The sequence below is a fragment of the Pseudomonas sp. NY8896 genome, from assembly GCF_039634505.1.
Genome location: NZ_CP132350.1, coordinates 3,560,540 through 3,578,765, shown reverse-complemented (window position 1 = coordinate 3,578,765; position 18,226 = coordinate 3,560,540). Strand labels below are relative to the sequence as shown.

The following is an 18,226-nucleotide window of genomic DNA, read 5'->3' as shown; positions in this document are numbered from 1 at the left end:
TCTACCGGAGCACTGCCATGAACAAACCCCATCACGCGCTGCTCTTCGCCCTGGCTGCGCTTGCTGCCTGCTCATCCAACTCTGCGCAGTACCAAGACCAGCCACTGGTGGCCAAGGTCGGTACCGGCATGAGCAAAGACCAGGTCGTGCAAATAGGCGGCAAACCTGATGCCGAGACCGACCGTACCGTGGTGCCCGGCACCTGCTTCGACTACATGCTGACCCAGGCCGGCAAACGGCAACCCTACAGCGTCAGCTTCGACGGCAACGGCAAGGTGGACAAGACCGCCTTCATGACCTGCGCCGAATGGAGCAATGCCCAGCACAAGGCCCGCCTGCCCAGCATGGGCGGCTCAAGCGGCTCGGGCTACTGATTCAGTCCAGGCAGTCCTTGGCAGCTTGACGCAATTTGTCGCCAGACAGAAAGCTGCCCTTGTAGAAAGTCGCGCGGCTGCCATCGCGGGAGTCGACCACGTCCAGCACATCGTCACTTGCCACCGCGCTGGATGCCGTCAGCCGGTAGCCATGGGCTATCGACTTCTGCGTGGCCTGGGGCGCCAGCGCCTGCCATTTGGGCAATACACAGGCGGCGTACTGCTGCGGCGTTTTTTTGGTCAGTTTGCTGGCAGTGGGCTTGCCAGGCGTTGCGCAGCCGACAAGGCTGGCGACTAGCGCAGAAGCGACAAAGATACGAAAAATAGGCATTTGCAATTGGCCATTAGGGATACGCCGCATTCTAACGGGGGTTGCGCCGAGTTTCTAATCAACCAAGGTCTTGCTGCGTTTTTTTCGCGCAGTTGACACAGTCACAACGCGCCAACGACAACCAAACAACACGCCGGCTGATTAACTAAGGCTGGTTGAAAGTAATGAATTGTTTTAAGCGAGGGAACGAATTCGTTCTTCCCTGCTTCTGATTAGCATCCGGCAACGGCAATCACCGGCCGGCTTCACCCACCCGCATTGATCAGCGCGCTTCGCCAAGGAGAATCCCATGTTGTGGTGGCTGGAAATACTCGCCCAATACGTAACTTCCACCGGCTTGGCGGTACTCTGTATCTTCGTGTTCTGGGCTTATGGCCTGGCATTCGGCAGGGGCTACATGAAGGTCCTCTCTGGCCTGCTGGCCGCCATGCTGCTAATGATCGCCGCATGCCCACATGGCGTGGACTTTGCGTTGGGCAATCACATGGCGCCTGGTGACGTCAGTGCCCTACTGCTGTTCCTTGCCGATGCAACAGGGGTGATAACAGCGGTGGTAGTGGCCTCGTTTTTCTTCAGCCCCGGGCGTTTGCAAGACGAAGCCTGAGCGCGATGACTGGCGCACACCTGATATTTCTGCCAGTAGCGTGGGCGGCGGAACGCTGAGAAAGTGAAACTGCCCATGGGGCATCACTACGACTCGGCAAGGAAACCTACCATGCAAAATAACGCCAATAGCACGCTGTTCTTCTATCAGAACGGCAAACTCATCACCCTTAAAACCGGTGAACAGGGCCGTAGCATCTTTCGTTCTTCGGATGTGCCACTGGCCGAGCAACAATCCAACGGCACCCACACCAGCGGCTTGCTGGTGACCGACGACAAGGGCTCGGTGCTGCAGGTGCAGGAGAAAAGCTGAAGTTCCAAGCAAGCGCCTTTCACACAGCTATTGCGTTTCACCCCGCCCTGAGGCGATGCTCACAGGCCCGTCGAAGCAGAAGACAAGGAAGGCCTTTAGCACTATGGAGACGCTGCACAACATCAAGTCAGACCTGGTCAGAACTGCCGAGCACCTGGACAAACTCAGCCAAGCCATGAGTGGCCACGCCAGGTTCATGGAGGCGCGAGGTAGCTCTCCGAGCGAGCTCGATGTCACCGCGCACATCAGGTCCATCGATGTGGTGGCGCACGAGTTGCGCGCCGTGGCCGCAAGAATCGACGACATTGAAGGTGCTTGATGATAGGCATCTGAACGGGAAATCTACCCGGTTCAAGGCGCCGCCCCCAAACGCGGGGTCAGGGCTTGGCTCCCCGGTACAGTACGATGGCCGCAACATCCAAGGCCAGTACACTGCCTACAAACAGGGCCATGACGTACAGGTCTTCAGTAAGCATTGCCGTTTCCCCCAAATGCACCACTTTCTCTGGGGGCTTGCAATTAATGCTCCAGTTACCATGTGGTAACCGGACAGCGACTCAGCTGAACTTGAGCTTCAACACTTTGCTCAGCGCCCAACCACTGAAGACATAGAATGCATCGAGGTAGAAGCGCCCTGCATAGTTGGGCAGCGGTGCGTGATTCAACAGCACATCCGGGTCAGGCGCGGGCGGAAACAGGGCATAAAAGCCGTTGGGCAGCACAGCCAGCGCCAGCAATGACAAGTAGGTCGAGGCTTGCAGCCAAGTGGCACGATTGCCGAGCCTGGCGGACCACTTCAGGCCGTAGTAAGCAACCAGGCCAGCAACCGGCAACACCCAAAAATGCGTCGGGATCCCAATGAACATTTCGGCGACAACGCTTCTTGCTTCCACCCGCTGTTCTCCATTCAAATGCGACGATTATCGCGGGCGGGGCCAGCAAATGCAAAAACGGCGCGGTTCAAGCCAGCTCCGGCTCCACCAGCCACTTCTTGAACTTTGCCGGTGAGCCGGCATACAGCGCATTGGGCGGAACATCCTCGGTTACCACGCTGTTCGCCGCGATCACGCTGTTATGGCCAATATTGATGCCAGGCAATACCACGGCACCCGCGCCAATCCAGGCATTGTCGCCCACGGTAATCGGGGCGATGTAGTCATTGTCCTTGCGCCGCTGGGGGTTGATATCGTGGCTGGTCGTACACAAACGCACCTGCGGGCCAAGCATGGCCATGCGGCCGATGCGGATAGTTGCTTCGTCGAGGAGCACGCACCCGCTGTTGATGAAAGCGCCCTGCCCCAATTCAAGGTTGCCGCGCTCGAAGTAGAACGGCGGGCGAATGACTACATGGCTTTGGGTACGGACACCGGTTTTGGCCAATAGGCGATTCAACTGTTTTTTACCCAGGTCATGGGTATCCAGCAGGCGCATGAACTGACGCGGAGACAGGTGTTTTTTGAGTTTTGCGACGAATAGGAGCAAGCGAGACATCCGACAGTGGTAATGGTGTTGATCGCGTCAGCGAGACACTAGCAGGCAGCTTATCGGTGCCTCCTGCCATTTCTTGAGCACGCGAGTTTACGCGGCCCATTGGCAAAAAGCCCGCTCTGGACGGCGGGCTTTTTTGTTTCGGCGGTTGAATGATCACGCTTTTGAACACATCAGCGCGGCATCCAGCAACCTGCCGTGGTCGTACCAGGCATCACGTTGATAAGCCGTGAACTGGTGCTGGGTTCCCGTGCCGCGCAATTCTACAAGACCATTAGCCTTGTCGGGGTCGGTGCTTTCGATGAACAGCTTGACCGAGTTATCGCCATCGACTTCATAGGTTTTCACATGTCCTGGAAGTTCGCCTTTGACGCACCCCAGATACGCGGGTGGGCTTTTCGCGGTCGTGCCAGCGGTATAATCGTGGCTGTCACGCACATCAGGGTTTTGTGCGCAGCCTGCCATTAACAACGTGGCAAACCCGGACACCAGTATTGCGCCGGCAAGCGATCTTGAGCTCTTCACGCGACACGCTCCTGCCCCCCATCGAAAACTGGGAAAGTGTTGCCAAGCAGCCTGCCCATTTTTTGGTTTTCGTATGCCCATGTTACTGCTCAATGACAACCGGGCATTAGGTTTGTTTGCTATATAGGTTCTGGGGCGTACCCCCTCGCGCCCTGCATCAGTAGCGACGGTATTCCTGCCCGCCACGGTCTCCGTCATAGTAATGGCGGTGATGCCTGCCGTCGTGCCAGTACGGCCAACAACCACTGAGCAACAACAAACCGGACAACACCACAACCCATGCAGTCTTGCGTTTCATGTGCGAACCTCCGGCGGGCGAAGCCATGCCTTCCCTGAGTTGGACCGCACGGGGTTGGGATGTTCAGGCAGGCGCAGGCCGTTGGTCATCTTCCATGCATAATTTCATTTACCCGGCGGCCCTGGCTGCGGTTGGCCCCGATTACGCGTATGGCGTACCCATAACCGGGGTCAGGCAATGGCATTGAGAAACACGTAAGTTGCCGCCAGGTCCAGCACCAACACAGCAACCACGCCGAAAATCATGTAATAGCGGTCATCCTGAGTCATTTCTGCGTACTCCGCATGATCAATGTCTCAGGACTACAGCAATTCCCGTTCCATCTACTGGGTGGAGCCTGCGGGCGCCGGTGGAGCCAAGCAAACAGGTGGGGCAATTAGTTCTTGACCTGGCATACACCATTGGCTCTGTTCTTGCCGGTATATGAGACGTCAGGCGAGCCATCCGGATTGATCGACAACGATACCGTTAACCCGCTGCCTTTGGCTTCGTAGTAGTTGTCGTTGAATTTTTTCAGCTTGCCTTCCTTGCCATTGATATAGATCGGCCCGCCCTTGTCGGCATGAACCTCGATGTTTCCGGGGCACGTTGCGCTCAACAGCGGAATGCCGGCGTGGGCAGTGCCCGACGCTACGAACAGGATGCCAAGTAACAAACGCTTCATCTGCGGTGTCCTCCTGAGATTGTCGGGGTGCGAGTGATAAACCACGCTGCACTACCTGCACGGCCTCATTGTGCAGAAGGCCCACCCGTTTGACGAGCCTGCCATGGGGCAAATGGCTGCTACCCGTGGCTCCAGATAACCTGCGTCTCAACGTGCAGCCATTTCCAGCCGGCTCAAAAACTATTGCGAGCAGGCCAGTACCGCCTGGCGGGCTATCCTTTGTGCTCCAGTAGGAGGAATGGGAATGTGCGGAAGGCTGAGCCAGTACCGCGGGATCCATGACTTCGTTGAGACCCTGAGCATGCCAGAGGCCTGGCGCAACAATGTCGGCGACCAGGCGCTCGGACGGTACAACGTCGCGCCGACCATGCCGGTGGCAGTGCTGCGGGAGGATGATGCAGGCCCGCGCGCTGACTTGGTGAGGTGGGGATGGCGGCCGCACTGGGCGACTGACCGTGCTGCGCCGATCAATGCTCGGGTCGAAAAGGTGGCGCACGGCGCGTTCTTCCGTGCGATCTGGCCACACCGGGCAATCACGCCAGTGGACGGATGGTTTGAGTGGAAAGATGAAGGCGGCCCGAAGAAGCAGCCGTACTTCATCCATCGGCGTGACGGGCGCCCTGCCCTTTGCGCGTCCATCGGCCAGTTTGCTGGCAACGAGCACGACGGCTTCGTGATCATTACCGCCGACGCCCAGGGAGGAATGATTGACGTGCACGACCGCAGGCCTGTCGTGCTTTCGCCAGAACTGGCATGCGAGTGGATCGCAGCGGGCATGCCAAGCGAGCATGCAGAGCAACTGGTGCTCAACCTAAGCGAACCGGCCGAGGCCTTCGAGTGGTATCGGGTGAGCACTGCCGTCGGCAATGTGCGTAATCAGGGCGCCGGACTGATCCTCCCGATTGATCGGCCCCTATCAATGCCGAATACGTAAAACCGTGGGTGCCCGAGCTGAATGAATTGGGGATCAGGCGTCGCCCCCATACAACTGCCGTCACACCTATGCGACAATACGCTCAATGTCCGGCCTCAACCCCGCATTTATCGCCCAACAGCTGGGTCACAGCGTTCAGATGCTGCTGTCGACGTATGCCCGTTGGCTTAACTCAAGCTCCGACTGGAGCGAGCTGGAAAACCTCAAGATTGGTATCAAATCGGTATCAGCTGAAAGCCCAGCGTCGTAAGTTACTGATAGGTAAGCCCTTTGATCTCCACCGCTAACATCACCATGCAGTTCGGCTCCAAGCCGCTGTTCGAAAACGTTTCCGTCAAATTCAACAACGGCAACCGCTACGGCCTGATCGGCGCCAACGGTTGCGGCAAGTCGACCTTCATGAAAATCCTTGGCGGTGACCTGGAGCCGTCCGGTGGCCAGGTCATGCTCGAGCCGAACACCCGCCTGGGTAAACTGCGCCAAGACCAGTTCGCCTACGAGGAATTCACCGTGATCGACACGGTGATCATGGGCCACGGCCAATTGTGGAAGGTCAAGGCCGAGCGTGACCGTATCTACTCGCTGCCGGAAATGACCGAGGAAGACGGCATGGCCGTCGCCGAGCTGGAAACCGAATTCGCTGAAATGGACGGCTACACCGCCGAATCCCGTGCCGGTGAACTGCTGCTGGGCCTGGGTATTCCGCTGGAGCAGCACTTCGGCCCGATGAGCGAAGTGGCACCGGGCTGGAAGCTGCGTGTACTGCTGGCCCAGGCGCTGTTCTCGGACCCGGACGTGCTGCTGCTCGACGAACCGACCAACCACCTGGACATCAACACCATTCGCTGGCTGGAAACGATCCTCACGGCGCGTAACAGCACCATGATCATCATTTCCCACGACCGGCACTTCCTCAACAGCGTCTGCACCCACATGGCTGACCTGGATTACGGCGAACTGCGCCTGTTCCCTGGCAACTATGACGAGTACATGACCGCGGCCACCCAGTCGCGTGAGCAACTGCTGTCGGACAACGCCAAGAAAAAGGCCCAGATCGCCGAGCTGCAGACCTTCGTCAGCCGCTTCTCGGCCAACGCCTCGAAAGCCAAGCAGGCGACTTCGCGTGCCAAGCAGATCGACAAGATTCAACTGGCCGAGGTCAAGCCGTCCAGCCGCGTCAGCCCGTTCATTCGCTTCGAGCAGACGAAAAAGCTGCACCGCCAGGCAGTGGTCGTCGAAAAAATGGCCAAAGCCTTCGACGACAAGGTGCTGTTCAAGAACTTCGACATTACCGTCGAAGCGGGCGAGCGCGTTGCAATCATCGGCCCCAACGGTATTGGCAAAACCACCCTGCTGCGCACCCTGGTTGGCGAAATGACCCCGGATGCAGGCTCGGTGAAGTGGACCGACAGCGCTGAGGTGGGCTACTACGCCCAGGACCACGCCCACGACTTCGAAGACGACCTGAGCCTGTTCGACTGGATGGGCCAGTGGACCTCCGGCGAGCAAGTGATCCGCGGCACCTTGGGGCGGATGCTGTTCTCCAACGACGAAATCCTCAAGTCGGTGAAGGTGATTTCCGGTGGTGAGCAAGGTCGCATGCTGTTCGGCAAGCTGATCCTGCAGAAGCCGAACGTGCTGGTAATGGACGAGCCGACCAACCACCTGGACATGGAATCGATCGAGGCGCTGAACCTGGCGCTGGAAAACTACCCAGGCACCCTGCTGTTCGTCAGCCACGACCGCGAATTCGTGTCGTCGCTGGCCACGCGCATCATCGAGCTGTCGCCCGATGGCGTGGTGGACTTCAGCGGTACCTATGACGATTACCTGCGTAGCCAGGGCGTATTGGTCTGATTGACGGGTAAGGCCTGGCCATCTGAGGTGGCTGGGCCGGCCTCTTGGCAGCACAAGGCTGCTCCTACAGGTGAAGTACCTGCTACCAATCCTGAAGGTGGGTATCCCCCGACGAATAATTCGTTAGCCTGCTTTCATTTATTTCGCGCAGCGGCCATGATGGGGCCACGCCCAACCGCCCGCCCGCGAAGAGCCCATGACCGCGCAACAACCCGCCCCCACCAGCAATACGCTGCACATCACACTGCAGATCCTGTCGATCGTTTTCTACACCTTCATTGCCTTCCTCTGCATCGGCTTGCCGATTGCAGTACTGCCCAGCTATGTGCACGACCAACTCGGCTTTGGCGCAGTGATCGCTGGGGTAACGATTGGCCTGCAATACCTGGCCACGCTGCTTAGCCGCCCGTTTGCGGGGAAGGTGGCGGACACCTTGGGTGGTAAACGGGCCATCCGCTTCGGCCTGTTGGGGATTGCCGGTTGCGGTGTGCTGACGTTGTTCTCGGCCTGGACCTTGAGCGCCCCACTGCTGAGCCTGACCCTGTTACTCGGCGGGCGTTTGCTACTGGGTGTCGCCCAAGGGTTGATCGGGGTGGCCACCTTGAGCTGGGGCATCAGCCAGGTCGGCCCCGAGCACACGGCCAGGGTGATCTCATGGAACGGTATCGCCTCCTATGGCGCTATCGCCATCGGTGCACCGCTGGGCGTACTGGCCGTGGACGGGCTGGACTTCAGCGTACTGGGGCCGACCTTGCTGGTACTGGCAACCCTTGCCCTGCTGGTGCTGCGCAAGCGCCCCGACGTGGTAGTGGTACGCGGCGAGCGTCTGCCCTTCTGGTCAGCGTTCGGCCGGGTTGCGCCGTGTGGCCTGGGCCTGACCTTGGCCTCGATCGGCTACGGAACCCTGACTACCTTCGTTACCCTCTACTACCTCGAGCGCGGCTGGGCAGGCGCGGCCTGGTGCCTGAGTGCGTTCGGTGTGTGCTTCATCATTTCGCGGCTGCTGTTCGTCAACGCGGTCAACCGCTTTGGTGGCTACAACGTGGCAGTAGCCTGCATGGCCACCGAAGTGCTCGGCCTGTGCCTGCTGTGGCTGGCGCCCTCGCCGCCCTGGGCGCTGGTTGGCGCCGGGCTGACCGGTTTCGGGCTCTCGCTGGTGTACCCGGCACTGGGCGTGGAGGCGATCAAGCAGGTGCCCAGCAGCAGCCGCGGCGCGGGGTTGGGTGCCTATGCGGTGTTCTTCGACATGGCGCTGGCCATCGCCGGCCCCGTGATGGGGGCCGTAGCCGTGCACTTGGGCTATGCCTCGATTTTCTGCGTGGCGGCCCTGCTCGCCCTGGCCGGGGTCGGCCTAACGTTGCTGCTGGCGCGGCGTGCCCGTCGCAGCTGAGCGTTCGGCGGGCTCTGGTGCCCCCAAAGCCTGGCTGAAAAATGCTGCCGTTTCACGTTGCAGCGAGCGATGGATATGCCGCCTGTCGACGCCGTCGGCGTCCTTGCACAGCGCCGGCATCCGCGCATACTGCTCGGCATCGCAATGGGCCATGAACACGAAATGCCCGGCACCGGCCAACAGGCGATAGTCTGGCGTGACTGGCAGCTTGCGGGCCAAGGCTTCGGCATTTCGGTCCACGGCCACCAGTTGATCGCTGTCGCCGCTGTAGATCAGCGCGGGTATCTGCACCCCGGCCAGTGCATGACGACCGAACAATAGGCTTAGCGGCGCCATCAACATCACGGCACCCACTCGCGGATCAGCCTCAGGCGCGAGCTCGCTGCGGTCGGCGATCAGTATGCCGTGGGTCTTGCAGGCGTCAGCGTCATTCGGGCGCTCTAGGCAATACTGACGCAACCGATCCAGATCAGGGCGCGCGCCAGACAGGATCAACGCGGTTTCGCCGCCTGCCGAGTAGCCGATCACGCCCACCTTGCCTTCATTCAGATAGGGCCCGACCACGGCATCATCGCGTGCAGCGCTAATGGCGGCGCTGACTTGCAGCGGCCGCCCATAAAGATTGCTCAGGGTGCCCAGGCGACTGTGGTCGCGCGCGTTGTCCCCTGGGTGCACCACCGCGACCACCACGAACCCTTGGCGCGCCAACGACGTGGCAAGGTAGTGCAAGGCCAACGGGCTGCCGTTATTGCCGTGAGACAGTACCAGTAACGGGAACCGGCCCATGGCAACGGGCGCTTCTTCGGCCACTTCGACCGGGTACCCATCTATGCGGCTGCTCCGGGTTGCGCCATTGGCCGGGTAGAACGCCAACGCTTGCATCGGGCGGCTATCGACCGGGTCGGCCAGGGTCATGTGGTGCAGGCCGGCAACCCAGGGCGCGGCTTCGGCGCGGGCCAACAGGCCGCCGAGCAGAGCCAGCGCCAACAAGCAGCGAGGAATGGTCATCGGCCGGCGGTTCCTTGCAGGGCGAAGTGATGGCCCAGCATAAAACCGGCCGGGCCTGTGCCGGATGAAAACTGGATGAAAACGCCGTCATGCATGTCGCGCTTGCGCCCTATGCATTTGCGCATTGCGTCGAACCCGTGGCATAGATGCAGGTCCACGTCTTACGTGACCGTTTCGCGCCAATGAAGGAGATTCATGCATGAGCAAGCCCGCCTACGTGCCACCCAAGGTCTGGCGCAACGACGCAGCGTCCGGCGGCCAGTTCGCCAGCATCAACCGCCCGGTTGCCGGCCCGACTCACGACAAGGAGCTACCGCTAGGCAAGCACCCGCTGCAGCTGTATTCCCTTGCCACGCCCAATGGGGTGAAGGTCACCATTGCCCTTGAAGAACTGCTCGCCTTGGGCCACGCCAATGCCGAATACGATGCCTGGCTGATCCGCATCGGCGAAGGCGACCAGTTTTCCAGTGGCTTTGTCCAGGTCAACCCCAACTCGAAGATCCCTGCCCTGCTCGACCGCAGCGTCGAACCGCCTGTACGGGTATTCGAATCGGGTTCGATCCTGCTGTACCTGGCGGACAAGTTCGGTGCACTGCTGCCAAAATCGCCAGCTGCACGTACCGAGAGCCTGAACTGGCTGTTCTGGCAGATGGGCGCTGCACCCTACCTGGGCGGTGGCTTTGGCCACTTCTACGTATATGCCCCAGAAAAATTCGAGTACGCCATCAACCGCTTCACCATGGAAGCCAAGCGTCAACTGGATGTACTCGACCGCCGTCTGGGCGAGAGCCGCTACCTGGGCGGCGAGGAGTACAGTATCGCCGACATTGCCGTGTGGCCTTGGTATGGCCAGCTGGTGCGCGGCAACTTGTACGGCGCCGCTGAGTTCCTGGCGGTGGACGAATACCCCAACGTACAGCGCTGGGCCGAGGAAATTGCCCTGCGCCCGGCGGTACAACGCGGTACCCGTGTCAACCGTACCTGGGGCGATGAAGACAGCCAGGTGCCGGAGCGCCATTCAGCGGCAGACCTGGATTAACTGCTGGCCGGGGTCGCTGCGCGACCCCGACAATGCCCGCCTGCATAAAACCATTTGCCCCTGCGCAAACCTGCGCCCACCAAGCCCTTCTTGTACACTCCTCGCACTAGCCCCCACCTGCACATTTTTTTGGTGAACGCATGATCGAGGTAACCGAGGTTTCCATTGCCGCGCTGCGCGACGCGCTCGAGTCGGGCCGCACGACGGCGGTCGAGCTGGTCAAGGCCTATCTGGCACGTATCGATGCCTACGATGGCGCCGACACGGCCACGGCCCTGAACGCCGTAGTGGTACGCAACCCGGAGGCGCTGAAAGAGGCCGAGGCCTCCGACGCCCGCCGTGCCAAGGGCCAGGTGCTGAGCCCACTGGACGGCATTCCCTACACTGCCAAAGACAGCTACCTGGTCAAGGGCCTGACTGCCGCTTCCGGCAGCCCTGCCTTCAAGAACCTGGTCGCCCAGCGCGACGCCTTCACCATCGAGCGCCTGCGCGCCGCGGGTGCCGTGTGCCTGGGCAAGACCAACATGCCGCCCATGGCTAACGGTGGCATGCAGCGCGGTGTCCATGGCCGCGCCGAAAGCCCTTACAACGCCAACTACCTGACCGCGCCGTTCGCCTCGGGCTCGTCCAACGGCGCCGGCACCGCCACCGCCGCCAGCTTCAGTGCCTTCGGCCTGGCCGAAGAAACCTGGTCCAGCGGCCGTGGCCCGGCGTCCAACAACGGCCTGTGCGCCTATACCCCATCGCGCGGGGTGATTTCGGTGCGTGGCAACTGGCCGCTGACCCCGACCATGGACGTGGTGGTGCCTTATGCACGCACCATGGCCGACCTACTGGAAATTCTCGACGTGGTGGTCGCCGATGACGTCGACAAGCGCGGCGACCTGTGGCGCCTGCAACCGTGGGTGCCGATTCCGGCGGCCTCCAAGGTGCGCCCGGCGTCGTACCTGGACCTGGCGGTAGATGCCAGCGCGCTCAAGGGCAAGCGCTTTGGCGTGCCACGCATGTACATCAATGCCGACACCGAGGCCGGTACCTCCGAAAAACCGGGCATCGGCGGCCCGACTGGCCAACGCATCAACACCCGCGCCACGGTCATCGACCTGTGGCAGCAAGCGCGCCAGGCCCTGGAAGCGGCCGGTGCGCAAGTGCTGGAAGTGGACTTCCCGCTGGTGTCCAACTGCGAAGGCGACCGCCCGGGCGCACCGACCGTTTACAACCGCGGTATCGTCAGCAAGGAGTTCCTCCATGACGAACTGTGGGAGCTTTCGGGCTGGGGCTTCGACGACTTCCTGCGTGCCAATGACGACCCCAAGCTCAACCGCCTGGCCGATGTCGATGGCCCACAGATTTTCCCACACGACCCAGGCACCCTGCCCAACCGCGAGGACGACCTGGCGGCGGGCATGGACGAGTACGTCAACATGGCCAAGCGCGGCCTGAAGACCTGGGACCAGATCGAGACCCTGCCAGATGGCCTGCGCGGCCTGGAGCAGACCCGCAAGCTGGACCTGGAAGACTGGATGGACAAGCTGGGCCTGGATGCGGTGCTGTTCCCAACCGTAGCGGACGTTGGCCCGGCTGACGCCGACGTCAACCCGGCGTCGGCGGACATCGCCTGGAGCAACGGCATCTGGGTGGCCAACGGTAACCTGGCGATCCGCCATCTGGGCGTACCGACCGTGACCGTGCCAATGGGCGTGATGGCCGATATCGGCATGCCGGTGGGGTTGACCTTTGCCGGCCGAGCCTACAGCGACAATGCGCTGCTGAGCTTTGGTGCGGCCTTCGAGGCGACCGGCTCGCGCCGCATGATCCCGCCGCGCACTCCAACTCTGGGCTGAATTTACAGCGGCCGCTTTGCGGCCCATTCGCGGGCAAACCCGCTCCCACAGGTACTGCGCAGGTCTCAAGGCTTGTGGCGATCCTGTGGGGGCGGGTTCACCCGCGAATGGGCCTGAAAAAGCAAATCGCACAATTCAACTTTTTGTGTAAAAATGCACAAAAAGTTGAATTGTGCGATTTGTCATGCCCATTTCCCCCGCTGAAGAACGCCACCTCACCCTCACCGTGCTCAAAGCCGCCATCCAGGCCTTGGGCAGCGTTGCCGCACGCAACATGGAAATCCTGCTGCACGACCTGGACCACCCGGAGCATTCCGTGGTGGCGATCGTCAACGGCCATCTCTCCGGCCGTAGCGTCGGCAGCCCGATCCTCGCCGCCCCGGAGCAGGACCAAGGCTTCAAGGCGCTGATGCAGGCCTCGGCCGAGCAGCATGGCTGCGAGCCGGTGGTACTGCCCGACTACCCCACCACGCTCAAGGGCCGCACGCTGCGCAGCGCCACCGCAATCTTTCGCGACAGCAACGGCCACCCCTTCGCCAGCCTCTGCGTCAACACCGACGTCACCGGCCTGGACGCCGCCATGAGCTTTCTCCAGCAGTTCCAACCGCTGGGGGCCACGCCTGCCGTCAACGAACCCGCCGACATGGAACTGCTGATGAGCGAGATCATTCAGGCTGCCTTGCAACGCAGCGGCCAGGGCCGGATGAACAAACAGGCCAAGGTCGAAGCCGTACAGGTCATGCAGGAGCGCGGCCTGTTCATCGTCAAAGGCGGCGTGGAAAAGGCCGCCAGTGCCCTCGGCGTAACCCGCTACACCATTTACAACTACCTTGAACAACTGCGCGGAGCCAGCCAATGACCTTGCATATCCACACCCCACTGATCGAATCCCGCTCGCTGTCGTTGGTCGCGGGCCGAAACGTCTGGCTCAAGCTCGACGCTCTGCAACCTTGCGGCTCGTTCAAGCTGCGTGGGGTGGGCCACGCCTGCGAAGTGCATCAAGCCCGTGGCGCCCGGCAGTTCATCTCTTCCTCGGGCGGCAACGCCGGCCTGGCGGTGGCCTATGCGGGCCGCAAGCTGGGTGTGCCGGTGACCGTGGTCGTCCCCGAGACCACTACCGAGCGGGCCAAGGAGTTGCTGCGCCTGGAAGACGCCAACGTGGTGGTGCATGGCAGTTCCTGGCAGGAGGCGAACGCACTGGCGCAGACCTTGGTAGGGCCGAATGATGCGTTTATCCACCCGTTTGACGACCCGCTGCTGTGGGCCGGGCATGCCAGCCTGATCGATGAAGTCGCCGAAGCCGGCGTGAAACCGGACGCCGTGGTGCTGTCGGTAGGCGGTGGCGGGTTGCTCAGCGGCGTGGTGGAGGGGCTGCAGCGCAATGGCTGGGGTGATGTACCGGTGCTGGCGGTGGAAACCAACGGCGCCGCGTCGCTGCACGCGGCCCTTCAGGCGGGGCATTCAGTTGAGCTGGAGCGCATCGCCTCGGTGGCGACCTCGCTGGGGGCAAAGCGGGTCGCCGATCGGGCGCTAGCCTGCGCACAGCAACACCCGGTACACAGCCACCTGGTCACCGATCGTGCGGCATTGGAGGCCTGTGAGCGATTCCTGCTGGACCATCGCCTGCTGGTGGAACCCGCCTGTGGCGCAGCATTGGCATTAGCGTATGCGCCGGGCGCCCTGGCGCAATACCAGAATGTGCTGGTGGTGGTGTGTGGCGGCGCTACGGCAACGCTTGAGCAAATTCAGGCGTGGTTGCAGCAGGCAGATTGAAGCTGCCACCTGTCGGCGGTGATTACGATAGTCATATGCACCTGATCTACTAGGCCCGCCGCAACCGAAAATGCCCTCGCAATGGCGTCAACCCTGACGAAATGCGTATCCCACCCTTTCGGTCTGCGGCAAGTGAAGGCACAATGCGTGTCCTTTTTTTGGCCGGCCTGGCCGGGGGCCTTTAAATGATCAAGACGCCGTATTACCTCATCGATAAAACCAAGCTGCTCAGCAACATGGAGAAGATCGCCTACGTGCGTGAACACTCCGGTGCCAAGGCGCTGCTTGCCCTGAAGTGCTTCGCCACCTGGTCGGTGTTCGACCTGATGCAGCAGTACATGGACGGCACCACCTCGTCCTCCCTCTTCGAGCTCAAGCTCGGCCGCCAGAAGTTCGCCGGCGAAACCCACGCCTACAGCGTGGCCTGGGCCGACGACGAGGTCGAGGAGATGCTCGAGAACTGCGACAAGATCATCTTCAACTCGATCGGCCAGCTGCAGCGTTTTGCCGAACAGTCCGAAGGTAAAGTGCGTGGTCTGCGCGTCAACCCGCAGGTCAGCAGCTCCGACTACCTGCTGGCCGACCCGGCCCGCCCGTTCAGCCGCCTGGGCGAATGGGACCCGGCCAAGATCGAACAGGTGATCGAACAGATCTCCGGCTTCATGTTCCACAACAACTGCGAGAACGGTGACTTCGGCCTGTTCGACAAGATGCTCACGCACATCGAAGAGCGTTTCGGCCACCTGCTGCACAAGGTCGAGTGGGTCAGCCTCGGTGGCGGCATTCACTTCACCGGTGAAGATTATGCGGTAGACGCCTTCTGCGCGCGCCTCAAGGCCTTCTCGCAAACCTACGGTGTGCAGGTGTACCTGGAACCCGGCGAAGCCGCCATCACCAACAGCGCCTCGCTGGAAGTGACCGTGCTCGACACCCTGTACAACGGCAAGCACCTGGCCGTGGTCGACAGTTCGATCGAAGCGCACCTGCTCGACCTGCTGATTTACCGCCTCAACGCCAAGATGGCCCCCAACGACGGCGAGCACACCTATATGGTCTGCGGCAAGTCGTGCCTGGCCGGTGACATCTTCGGCGAGTACCAATTCGATCGTCCGTTGACCATTGGCGATCGCCTGTCGTTCATCGACACGGCGGGGTACACCATGGTCAAGAAAAACTGGTTCAACGGTCTGAAAATGCCTTCCATCGTGGTCAAGCAACTCGACGGCAGCGTCGAAGTCGTCCGCGAGTTCGGTTTTGAAGACTACGTTTCCAGCCTGTCGTAAGACCGGCTTTCCAAGTAAGGAGCAAAGGGTAAATTGAAGAAGAACGTTCTTATCATTGGTGCAGGAGGTGTCGCCAAGGTGGTGGCCCACAAGTGCGCACAGCATAACGACGAACTGGGTCGTATCGCTATCGCGTCACGGAACATCTCCAAATGCCAGGCCATCATCGACAGCGTCAAGGCCAAGGGTAGCCTCAAGGTACCCGCCGACATCCAGGCCTTCTCGCTCAACGCCCTCGATGTCGAGGCGACCAAGGCACTGATCCGCGAAACCGAATCGCAGATCGTGATCAACGTGGGTTCCGCCTTCCTCAACATGTCGGTGCTGCGTGCCTGCATCGATACCGGTGTCGCCTATCTGGACACCGCCATCCACGAAGAGCCGGGCAAAATTTGCGAGACCCCGCCGTGGTACGGCAACTACGAGTGGAAACACCTCGAAGAGTGCCAACAAAAGAACATTACCGCCATTCTCGGCGTCGGTTTCGACCCGGGTGTGGTGAACAGCTACGCAAAACTTGCGCAGCAGCAGTATTTCGACAGCATTGATTCGATCGACATCCTCGACGTCAATGCCGGTTCGCATGGCAAGTACTTTGCCACCAACTTCGACCCGGAAATCAACTTCCGCGAGTTCACCGGGCAAGTGTGGAGCTGGCAGAACAGCCAGTGGACCAGCAACACCATGTTCGAGGTCAAGCGTACCGACGACCTGCCAGTGGTAGGCTCGCAAAACCTGTACCTGACCGGCCACGATGAAGTTCACTCGATTTCGAAGAACCTCAACGTGCCGAACGTGCGTTTCTGGATGAGCTTCGGCGAGCACTACATCAACGTGTTCACCGTGCTGAAAAACCTGGGCCTGCTCAGCGAGCAACCGGTGAAAACCGCCGAAGGCCTGGAAGTGGTACCGCTGAAAGTGGTCAAGGCCGTACTGCCAGACCCAGCCTCGCTGGCCCCTGGCTACACCGGCAAGACCTGCATCGGTGACCTGGTAAAAGGCACCAAGGATGGCCAGCCGCGCGAAGTGTTCATCTACAACGTGGCCGACCACGAAGAAGCCTACGCCGAGACCGACAGCCAGGGCATTTCCTACACCGCCGGTGTACCGCCAGTGGCTGCCGCCCTGCTGGTTGCCCGTGGTGAATGGGATGCCAAGCGCATGGTCAACGTCGAAGAGCTGCCAGCAGAGCCGTTCCTCAAGGCGCTGGATGTGATGGGCTTGCCGACCCGCGTCAAAGATGAAAAAGGCGATCGTCCTTGGGACGCTGAAGCCTAAGCCGTAAACAGAAGGGGCGCCAACAGGGCGCCCCTTCTGCTTTTGCAGGCCAGGCCCCTACTTGCGGGCCTCCAGAATCAGGTTGAACGGCGTCTGCGTCGCCCGCCGGAACCGGCTGAACCCCGCCTCCTCGAACACTGCCCGCAAACGCGCCTCGCCGGCCTGCGCGCCCAACCCCAGCCCCACTTCCTGCGACAACGAGTTTGGCGTGCAGATGAACGTCGACGCCGCATAGAACAACCGCCCGACCGGCGTCAGGTTGCCGTCCAGCGAGTCCTCGGCATAAGGCTCTACCAACATCACCGTGCCGTCAGGTTTCAAAGCACGATAGGCATGCTTGGCTGCCCCCACCGGGTCACCCATGTCGTGCAGGCAGTCGAAGAAGCAAACCAGGTCGTGGTCATGCCCTGGGTAGTCCTTGGCGCTGGCCTGCTGGAAACTCACCCGCTCCACCAAGCCCGCCTCACGTGCACGCTGGTTGGCGGTGACGATCGAAGGCCCGTGATAGTCGTACCCCACGAAGGTCGACGCCGGAAACGCCTGCGCCATGACCAGCGTCGAGGCACCATGGCCGCACCCCACGTCTGCCACCTTGGCGCCCGCTTGCAGCTTGGCCACCACACCCTCCAGCGCCGGCAGCCAATTGGCCACCAGAAAGGTGCGGTACCCTGGCCGGAAGAACCGCTCGGTGCCGCTGAACATGCACGGATGGTGGTCGCCCCAGGCCAGACCGCCATCGCCGCGCATGGCGGCTACCAGCTTGTCCTTGTCATGGAACAGCGCCGCCACCACGGCTGCACCGCCGGCCATGTAAGCCGGGGAATCCTCCAGCGCCAGGGCCATGGCCTGCTCTTCAGGCAGTACGAAGCGGCCCTTGTCATGCACCACATAGCCCGATGCCGCCTGTGCATTCAACCATTCGCGCACCAACCGCGGATGACAGCCGGTCTTTTCCGCCAGTTGCTCGGGGGTAACCGCCTGGCTGTCGGCCATGGCCCGGTACAGCCCCAGCTCATCGCCGAGGATGACATTGGCCAGTGTCGCCGCTGCGCCCATGTCGTTCACCAGCTTGCCCATGAAATCGTGAAGCCTTGCCTCGTCCATGACCTGCCCTCCTCTGCAAGAAGGCCATCGCCAGCGAGGGACATCCGCTCCTGGGAGGCGGTGGTCGGTTCAAGGGTTACGGATCGCGTTGAAACACATGACCGCGAGCCGTCTGTAAGT

At 61.2% G+C, this 18,226-nt stretch carries 21 protein-coding genes and 1 pseudogene; 14 read left to right on the top strand and 8 right to left on the bottom strand.

Annotated features, from left to right (window positions below):
• Window positions 1–17 precede the first annotated feature (17 nt).
• Window positions 18–374 (top strand): osmotically-inducible lipoprotein OsmE, encoded by a 357-nt coding sequence (gene osmE, locus Q9451_RS16035; RefSeq protein ID WP_012272455.1) that lies wholly within the window; start codon window positions 18–20, stop codon window positions 372–374.
• A gap of 1 nt (window position 375) precedes the next feature.
• Here osmE and Q9451_RS16030 read toward each other — a convergent pair whose 3' ends face one another.
• Entirely contained in the window at window positions 376–735 is a 360-nt protein-coding gene (locus tag Q9451_RS16030) for a hypothetical protein (protein WP_060493086.1), read from the bottom strand.
• 259 nt (window positions 736–994) lie between these two features.
• Here Q9451_RS16030 and Q9451_RS16025 point away from each other — a divergent pair, with 259 nt between their 5' ends.
• The 3 genes from Q9451_RS16025 (at window position 995) to Q9451_RS16015 (ending at window position 1,940) form a co-directional block, all read left to right on the top strand.
• Entirely contained in the window at window positions 995–1,309 is a 315-nt protein-coding gene (locus Q9451_RS16025) for a hypothetical protein (RefSeq protein WP_012272457.1), read from the top strand.
• A 111-nt stretch (window positions 1,310–1,420) separates the two neighbouring features.
• Entirely contained in the window at window positions 1,421–1,621 is a 201-nt protein-coding gene (locus Q9451_RS16020; protein WP_012272458.1) for a hypothetical protein, read from the top strand.
• 103 nt (window positions 1,622–1,724) lie between these two features.
• Window positions 1,725–1,940: a hypothetical protein gene (locus tag Q9451_RS16015; RefSeq protein WP_012272459.1), complete on the top strand. Its 216-nt coding sequence runs from the start codon at window positions 1,725–1,727 to the stop codon at window positions 1,938–1,940.
• A gap of 238 nt (window positions 1,941–2,178) precedes the next feature.
• Here Q9451_RS16015 and Q9451_RS16010 read toward each other — a convergent pair whose 3' ends face one another.
• From Q9451_RS16010 to Q9451_RS15990, 5 genes are all read right to left on the bottom strand, one after another.
• Complete coding sequence (locus tag Q9451_RS16010; protein WP_041166499.1) at window positions 2,179–2,487, bottom strand: hypothetical protein; 309 nt, start codon at window positions 2,485–2,487, stop codon at window positions 2,179–2,181.
• Between the two features lie 94 nt (window positions 2,488–2,581).
• A complete protein-coding gene (locus Q9451_RS16005; RefSeq protein WP_223296379.1) occupies window positions 2,582–3,103 on the bottom strand; it encodes a DapH/DapD/GlmU-related protein in 522 nt (173 codons plus the stop codon).
• 162 nt (window positions 3,104–3,265) lie between these two features.
• On the bottom strand, window positions 3,266–3,634 hold the full coding sequence (locus Q9451_RS16000) for a hypothetical protein (RefSeq protein WP_012272463.1): 369 nt from the start codon (window positions 3,632–3,634) through the stop codon (window positions 3,266–3,268).
• A 157-nt stretch (window positions 3,635–3,791) separates the two neighbouring features.
• Window positions 3,792–3,932, bottom strand: a complete 141-nt coding sequence (locus Q9451_RS15995) for a hypothetical protein (protein WP_171577247.1) — start codon at window positions 3,930–3,932, stop codon at window positions 3,792–3,794.
• A 376-nt stretch (window positions 3,933–4,308) separates the two neighbouring features.
• Window positions 4,309–4,596: a hypothetical protein gene (locus tag Q9451_RS15990; protein WP_012272465.1), complete on the bottom strand. Its 288-nt coding sequence runs from the start codon at window positions 4,594–4,596 to the stop codon at window positions 4,309–4,311.
• Window positions 4,597–4,840: 244 nt separating this feature from the next.
• Between Q9451_RS15990 and Q9451_RS15985 the strand changes: the two genes are divergently transcribed.
• The 4 genes and pseudogenes from Q9451_RS15985 to Q9451_RS15970 all read left to right on the top strand — a co-directional run bounded on the left by Q9451_RS15985 (window position 4,841) and on the right by Q9451_RS15970 (window position 8,777).
• A complete protein-coding gene (locus Q9451_RS15985) occupies window positions 4,841–5,530 on the top strand; it encodes an SOS response-associated peptidase family protein (RefSeq protein WP_012272466.1) in 690 nt (229 codons plus the stop codon).
• Between the two features lie 5 nt (window positions 5,531–5,535).
• Window positions 5,536–5,780, top strand: a pseudogene (locus Q9451_RS15980) (site-specific integrase); the annotation flags it as partial.
• Between the two features lie 20 nt (window positions 5,781–5,800).
• Window positions 5,801–7,387, top strand: a complete 1,587-nt coding sequence (locus Q9451_RS15975) for an ABC-F family ATPase (protein WP_012272468.1) — start codon at window positions 5,801–5,803, stop codon at window positions 7,385–7,387.
• Window positions 7,388–7,583: 196 nt separating this feature from the next.
• Complete coding sequence (locus tag Q9451_RS15970) at window positions 7,584–8,777, top strand: MFS transporter (protein ID WP_012272469.1); 1,194 nt, start codon at window positions 7,584–7,586, stop codon at window positions 8,775–8,777.
• Here Q9451_RS15970 and Q9451_RS15965 read toward each other — a convergent pair.
• A complete protein-coding gene (locus Q9451_RS15965) occupies window positions 8,739–9,785 on the bottom strand; it encodes a dienelactone hydrolase (RefSeq protein WP_012272470.1) in 1,047 nt (348 codons plus the stop codon). The genes Q9451_RS15970 and Q9451_RS15965 overlap by 39 nt on opposite strands.
• Before the next feature lie 199 nt (window positions 9,786–9,984).
• On the opposite strand from Q9451_RS15965, the gene yghU reads away from it, so the two are divergent.
• The 6 genes from yghU to Q9451_RS15935 all read left to right on the top strand — a co-directional run bounded on the left by yghU (window position 9,985) and on the right by Q9451_RS15935 (window position 17,002).
• Complete coding sequence (yghU, locus tag Q9451_RS15960; RefSeq protein ID WP_012272471.1) at window positions 9,985–10,824, top strand: glutathione-dependent disulfide-bond oxidoreductase; 840 nt, start codon at window positions 9,985–9,987, stop codon at window positions 10,822–10,824.
• A gap of 140 nt (window positions 10,825–10,964) precedes the next feature.
• A complete protein-coding gene (locus Q9451_RS15955; protein ID WP_345960635.1) occupies window positions 10,965–12,668 on the top strand; it encodes an amidase in 1,704 nt (567 codons plus the stop codon).
• 184 nt (window positions 12,669–12,852) lie between these two features.
• Window positions 12,853–13,527: a PAS domain-containing protein gene (locus tag Q9451_RS15950; RefSeq protein ID WP_012272473.1), complete on the top strand. Its 675-nt coding sequence runs from the start codon at window positions 12,853–12,855 to the stop codon at window positions 13,525–13,527.
• Window positions 13,524–14,441: a pyridoxal-phosphate dependent enzyme gene (locus Q9451_RS15945; RefSeq protein WP_012272474.1), complete on the top strand. Its 918-nt coding sequence runs from the start codon at window positions 13,524–13,526 to the stop codon at window positions 14,439–14,441. The genes Q9451_RS15950 and Q9451_RS15945 overlap by 4 nt, the downstream gene beginning before the upstream one ends.
• 185 nt (window positions 14,442–14,626) lie before the next feature.
• Window positions 14,627–15,724: a carboxynorspermidine decarboxylase gene (locus Q9451_RS15940; protein WP_012272475.1), complete on the top strand. Its 1,098-nt coding sequence runs from the start codon at window positions 14,627–14,629 to the stop codon at window positions 15,722–15,724.
• Window positions 15,725–15,757: 33 nt separating this feature from the next.
• Window positions 15,758–17,002 carry a saccharopine dehydrogenase family protein gene (locus tag Q9451_RS15935; RefSeq protein ID WP_016394970.1) on the top strand — a complete coding sequence of 415 codons (1,245 nt, stop codon included), beginning with the start codon at window positions 15,758–15,760 and terminating at the stop codon, window positions 17,000–17,002.
• A 57-nt stretch (window positions 17,003–17,059) separates the two neighbouring features.
• Here Q9451_RS15935 and Q9451_RS15930 read toward each other — a convergent pair whose 3' ends face one another.
• Window positions 17,060–18,106, bottom strand: coding sequence for a class I SAM-dependent methyltransferase (locus tag Q9451_RS15930; protein ID WP_012272476.1), 1,047 nt, complete (start codon window positions 18,104–18,106; stop codon window positions 17,060–17,062).
• Window positions 18,107–18,226: the final 120 nt, after the last annotated feature.

Bases quoted from the DNA above. Each gene is read 5' to 3' on its own strand.
- osmE (WP_012272455.1), top strand. From the start codon at position 18: ATGAACAAACCCCATCACGCGCTGCTCTTCGCCCTGGCTGCGCTTGCT.
- Q9451_RS16030 (WP_060493086.1), bottom strand. From the start codon at position 735: ATGCGGCGTATCCCTAATGGCCAATTGCAAATGCCTATTTTTCGTATC.
- Q9451_RS16025 (WP_012272457.1), top strand. From the start codon at position 995: ATGTTGTGGTGGCTGGAAATACTCGCCCAATACGTAACTTCCACCGGC.
- Q9451_RS16020 (WP_012272458.1), top strand. From the start codon at position 1,421: ATGCAAAATAACGCCAATAGCACGCTGTTCTTCTATCAGAACGGCAAA.
- Q9451_RS16015 (WP_012272459.1), top strand. From the start codon at position 1,725: ATGGAGACGCTGCACAACATCAAGTCAGACCTGGTCAGAACTGCCGAG.
- Q9451_RS16010 (WP_041166499.1), bottom strand. From the start codon at position 2,487: ATGTTCATTGGGATCCCGACGCATTTTTGGGTGTTGCCGGTTGCTGGC.
- Q9451_RS15995 (WP_171577247.1), bottom strand. From the start codon at position 3,932: ATGAAACGCAAGACTGCATGGGTTGTGGTGTTGTCCGGTTTGTTGTTG.
- Q9451_RS15990 (WP_012272465.1), bottom strand. From the start codon at position 4,596: ATGAAGCGTTTGTTACTTGGCATCCTGTTCGTAGCGTCGGGCACTGCC.
- Q9451_RS15985 (WP_012272466.1), top strand. From the start codon at position 4,841: ATGTGCGGAAGGCTGAGCCAGTACCGCGGGATCCATGACTTCGTTGAG.
- Q9451_RS15970 (WP_012272469.1), top strand. From the start codon at position 7,584: ATGACCGCGCAACAACCCGCCCCCACCAGCAATACGCTGCACATCACA.
- Q9451_RS15965 (WP_012272470.1), bottom strand. From the start codon at position 9,785: ATGACCATTCCTCGCTGCTTGTTGGCGCTGGCTCTGCTCGGCGGCCTG.
- yghU (WP_012272471.1), top strand. From the start codon at position 9,985: ATGAGCAAGCCCGCCTACGTGCCACCCAAGGTCTGGCGCAACGACGCA.
- Q9451_RS15955 (WP_345960635.1), top strand. From the start codon at position 10,965: ATGATCGAGGTAACCGAGGTTTCCATTGCCGCGCTGCGCGACGCGCTC.
- Q9451_RS15950 (WP_012272473.1), top strand. From the start codon at position 12,853: ATGCCCATTTCCCCCGCTGAAGAACGCCACCTCACCCTCACCGTGCTC.
- Q9451_RS15945 (WP_012272474.1), top strand. From the start codon at position 13,524: ATGACCTTGCATATCCACACCCCACTGATCGAATCCCGCTCGCTGTCG.
- Q9451_RS15940 (WP_012272475.1), top strand. From the start codon at position 14,627: ATGATCAAGACGCCGTATTACCTCATCGATAAAACCAAGCTGCTCAGC.
- Q9451_RS15930 (WP_012272476.1), bottom strand. From the start codon at position 18,106: ATGGACGAGGCAAGGCTTCACGATTTCATGGGCAAGCTGGTGAACGAC.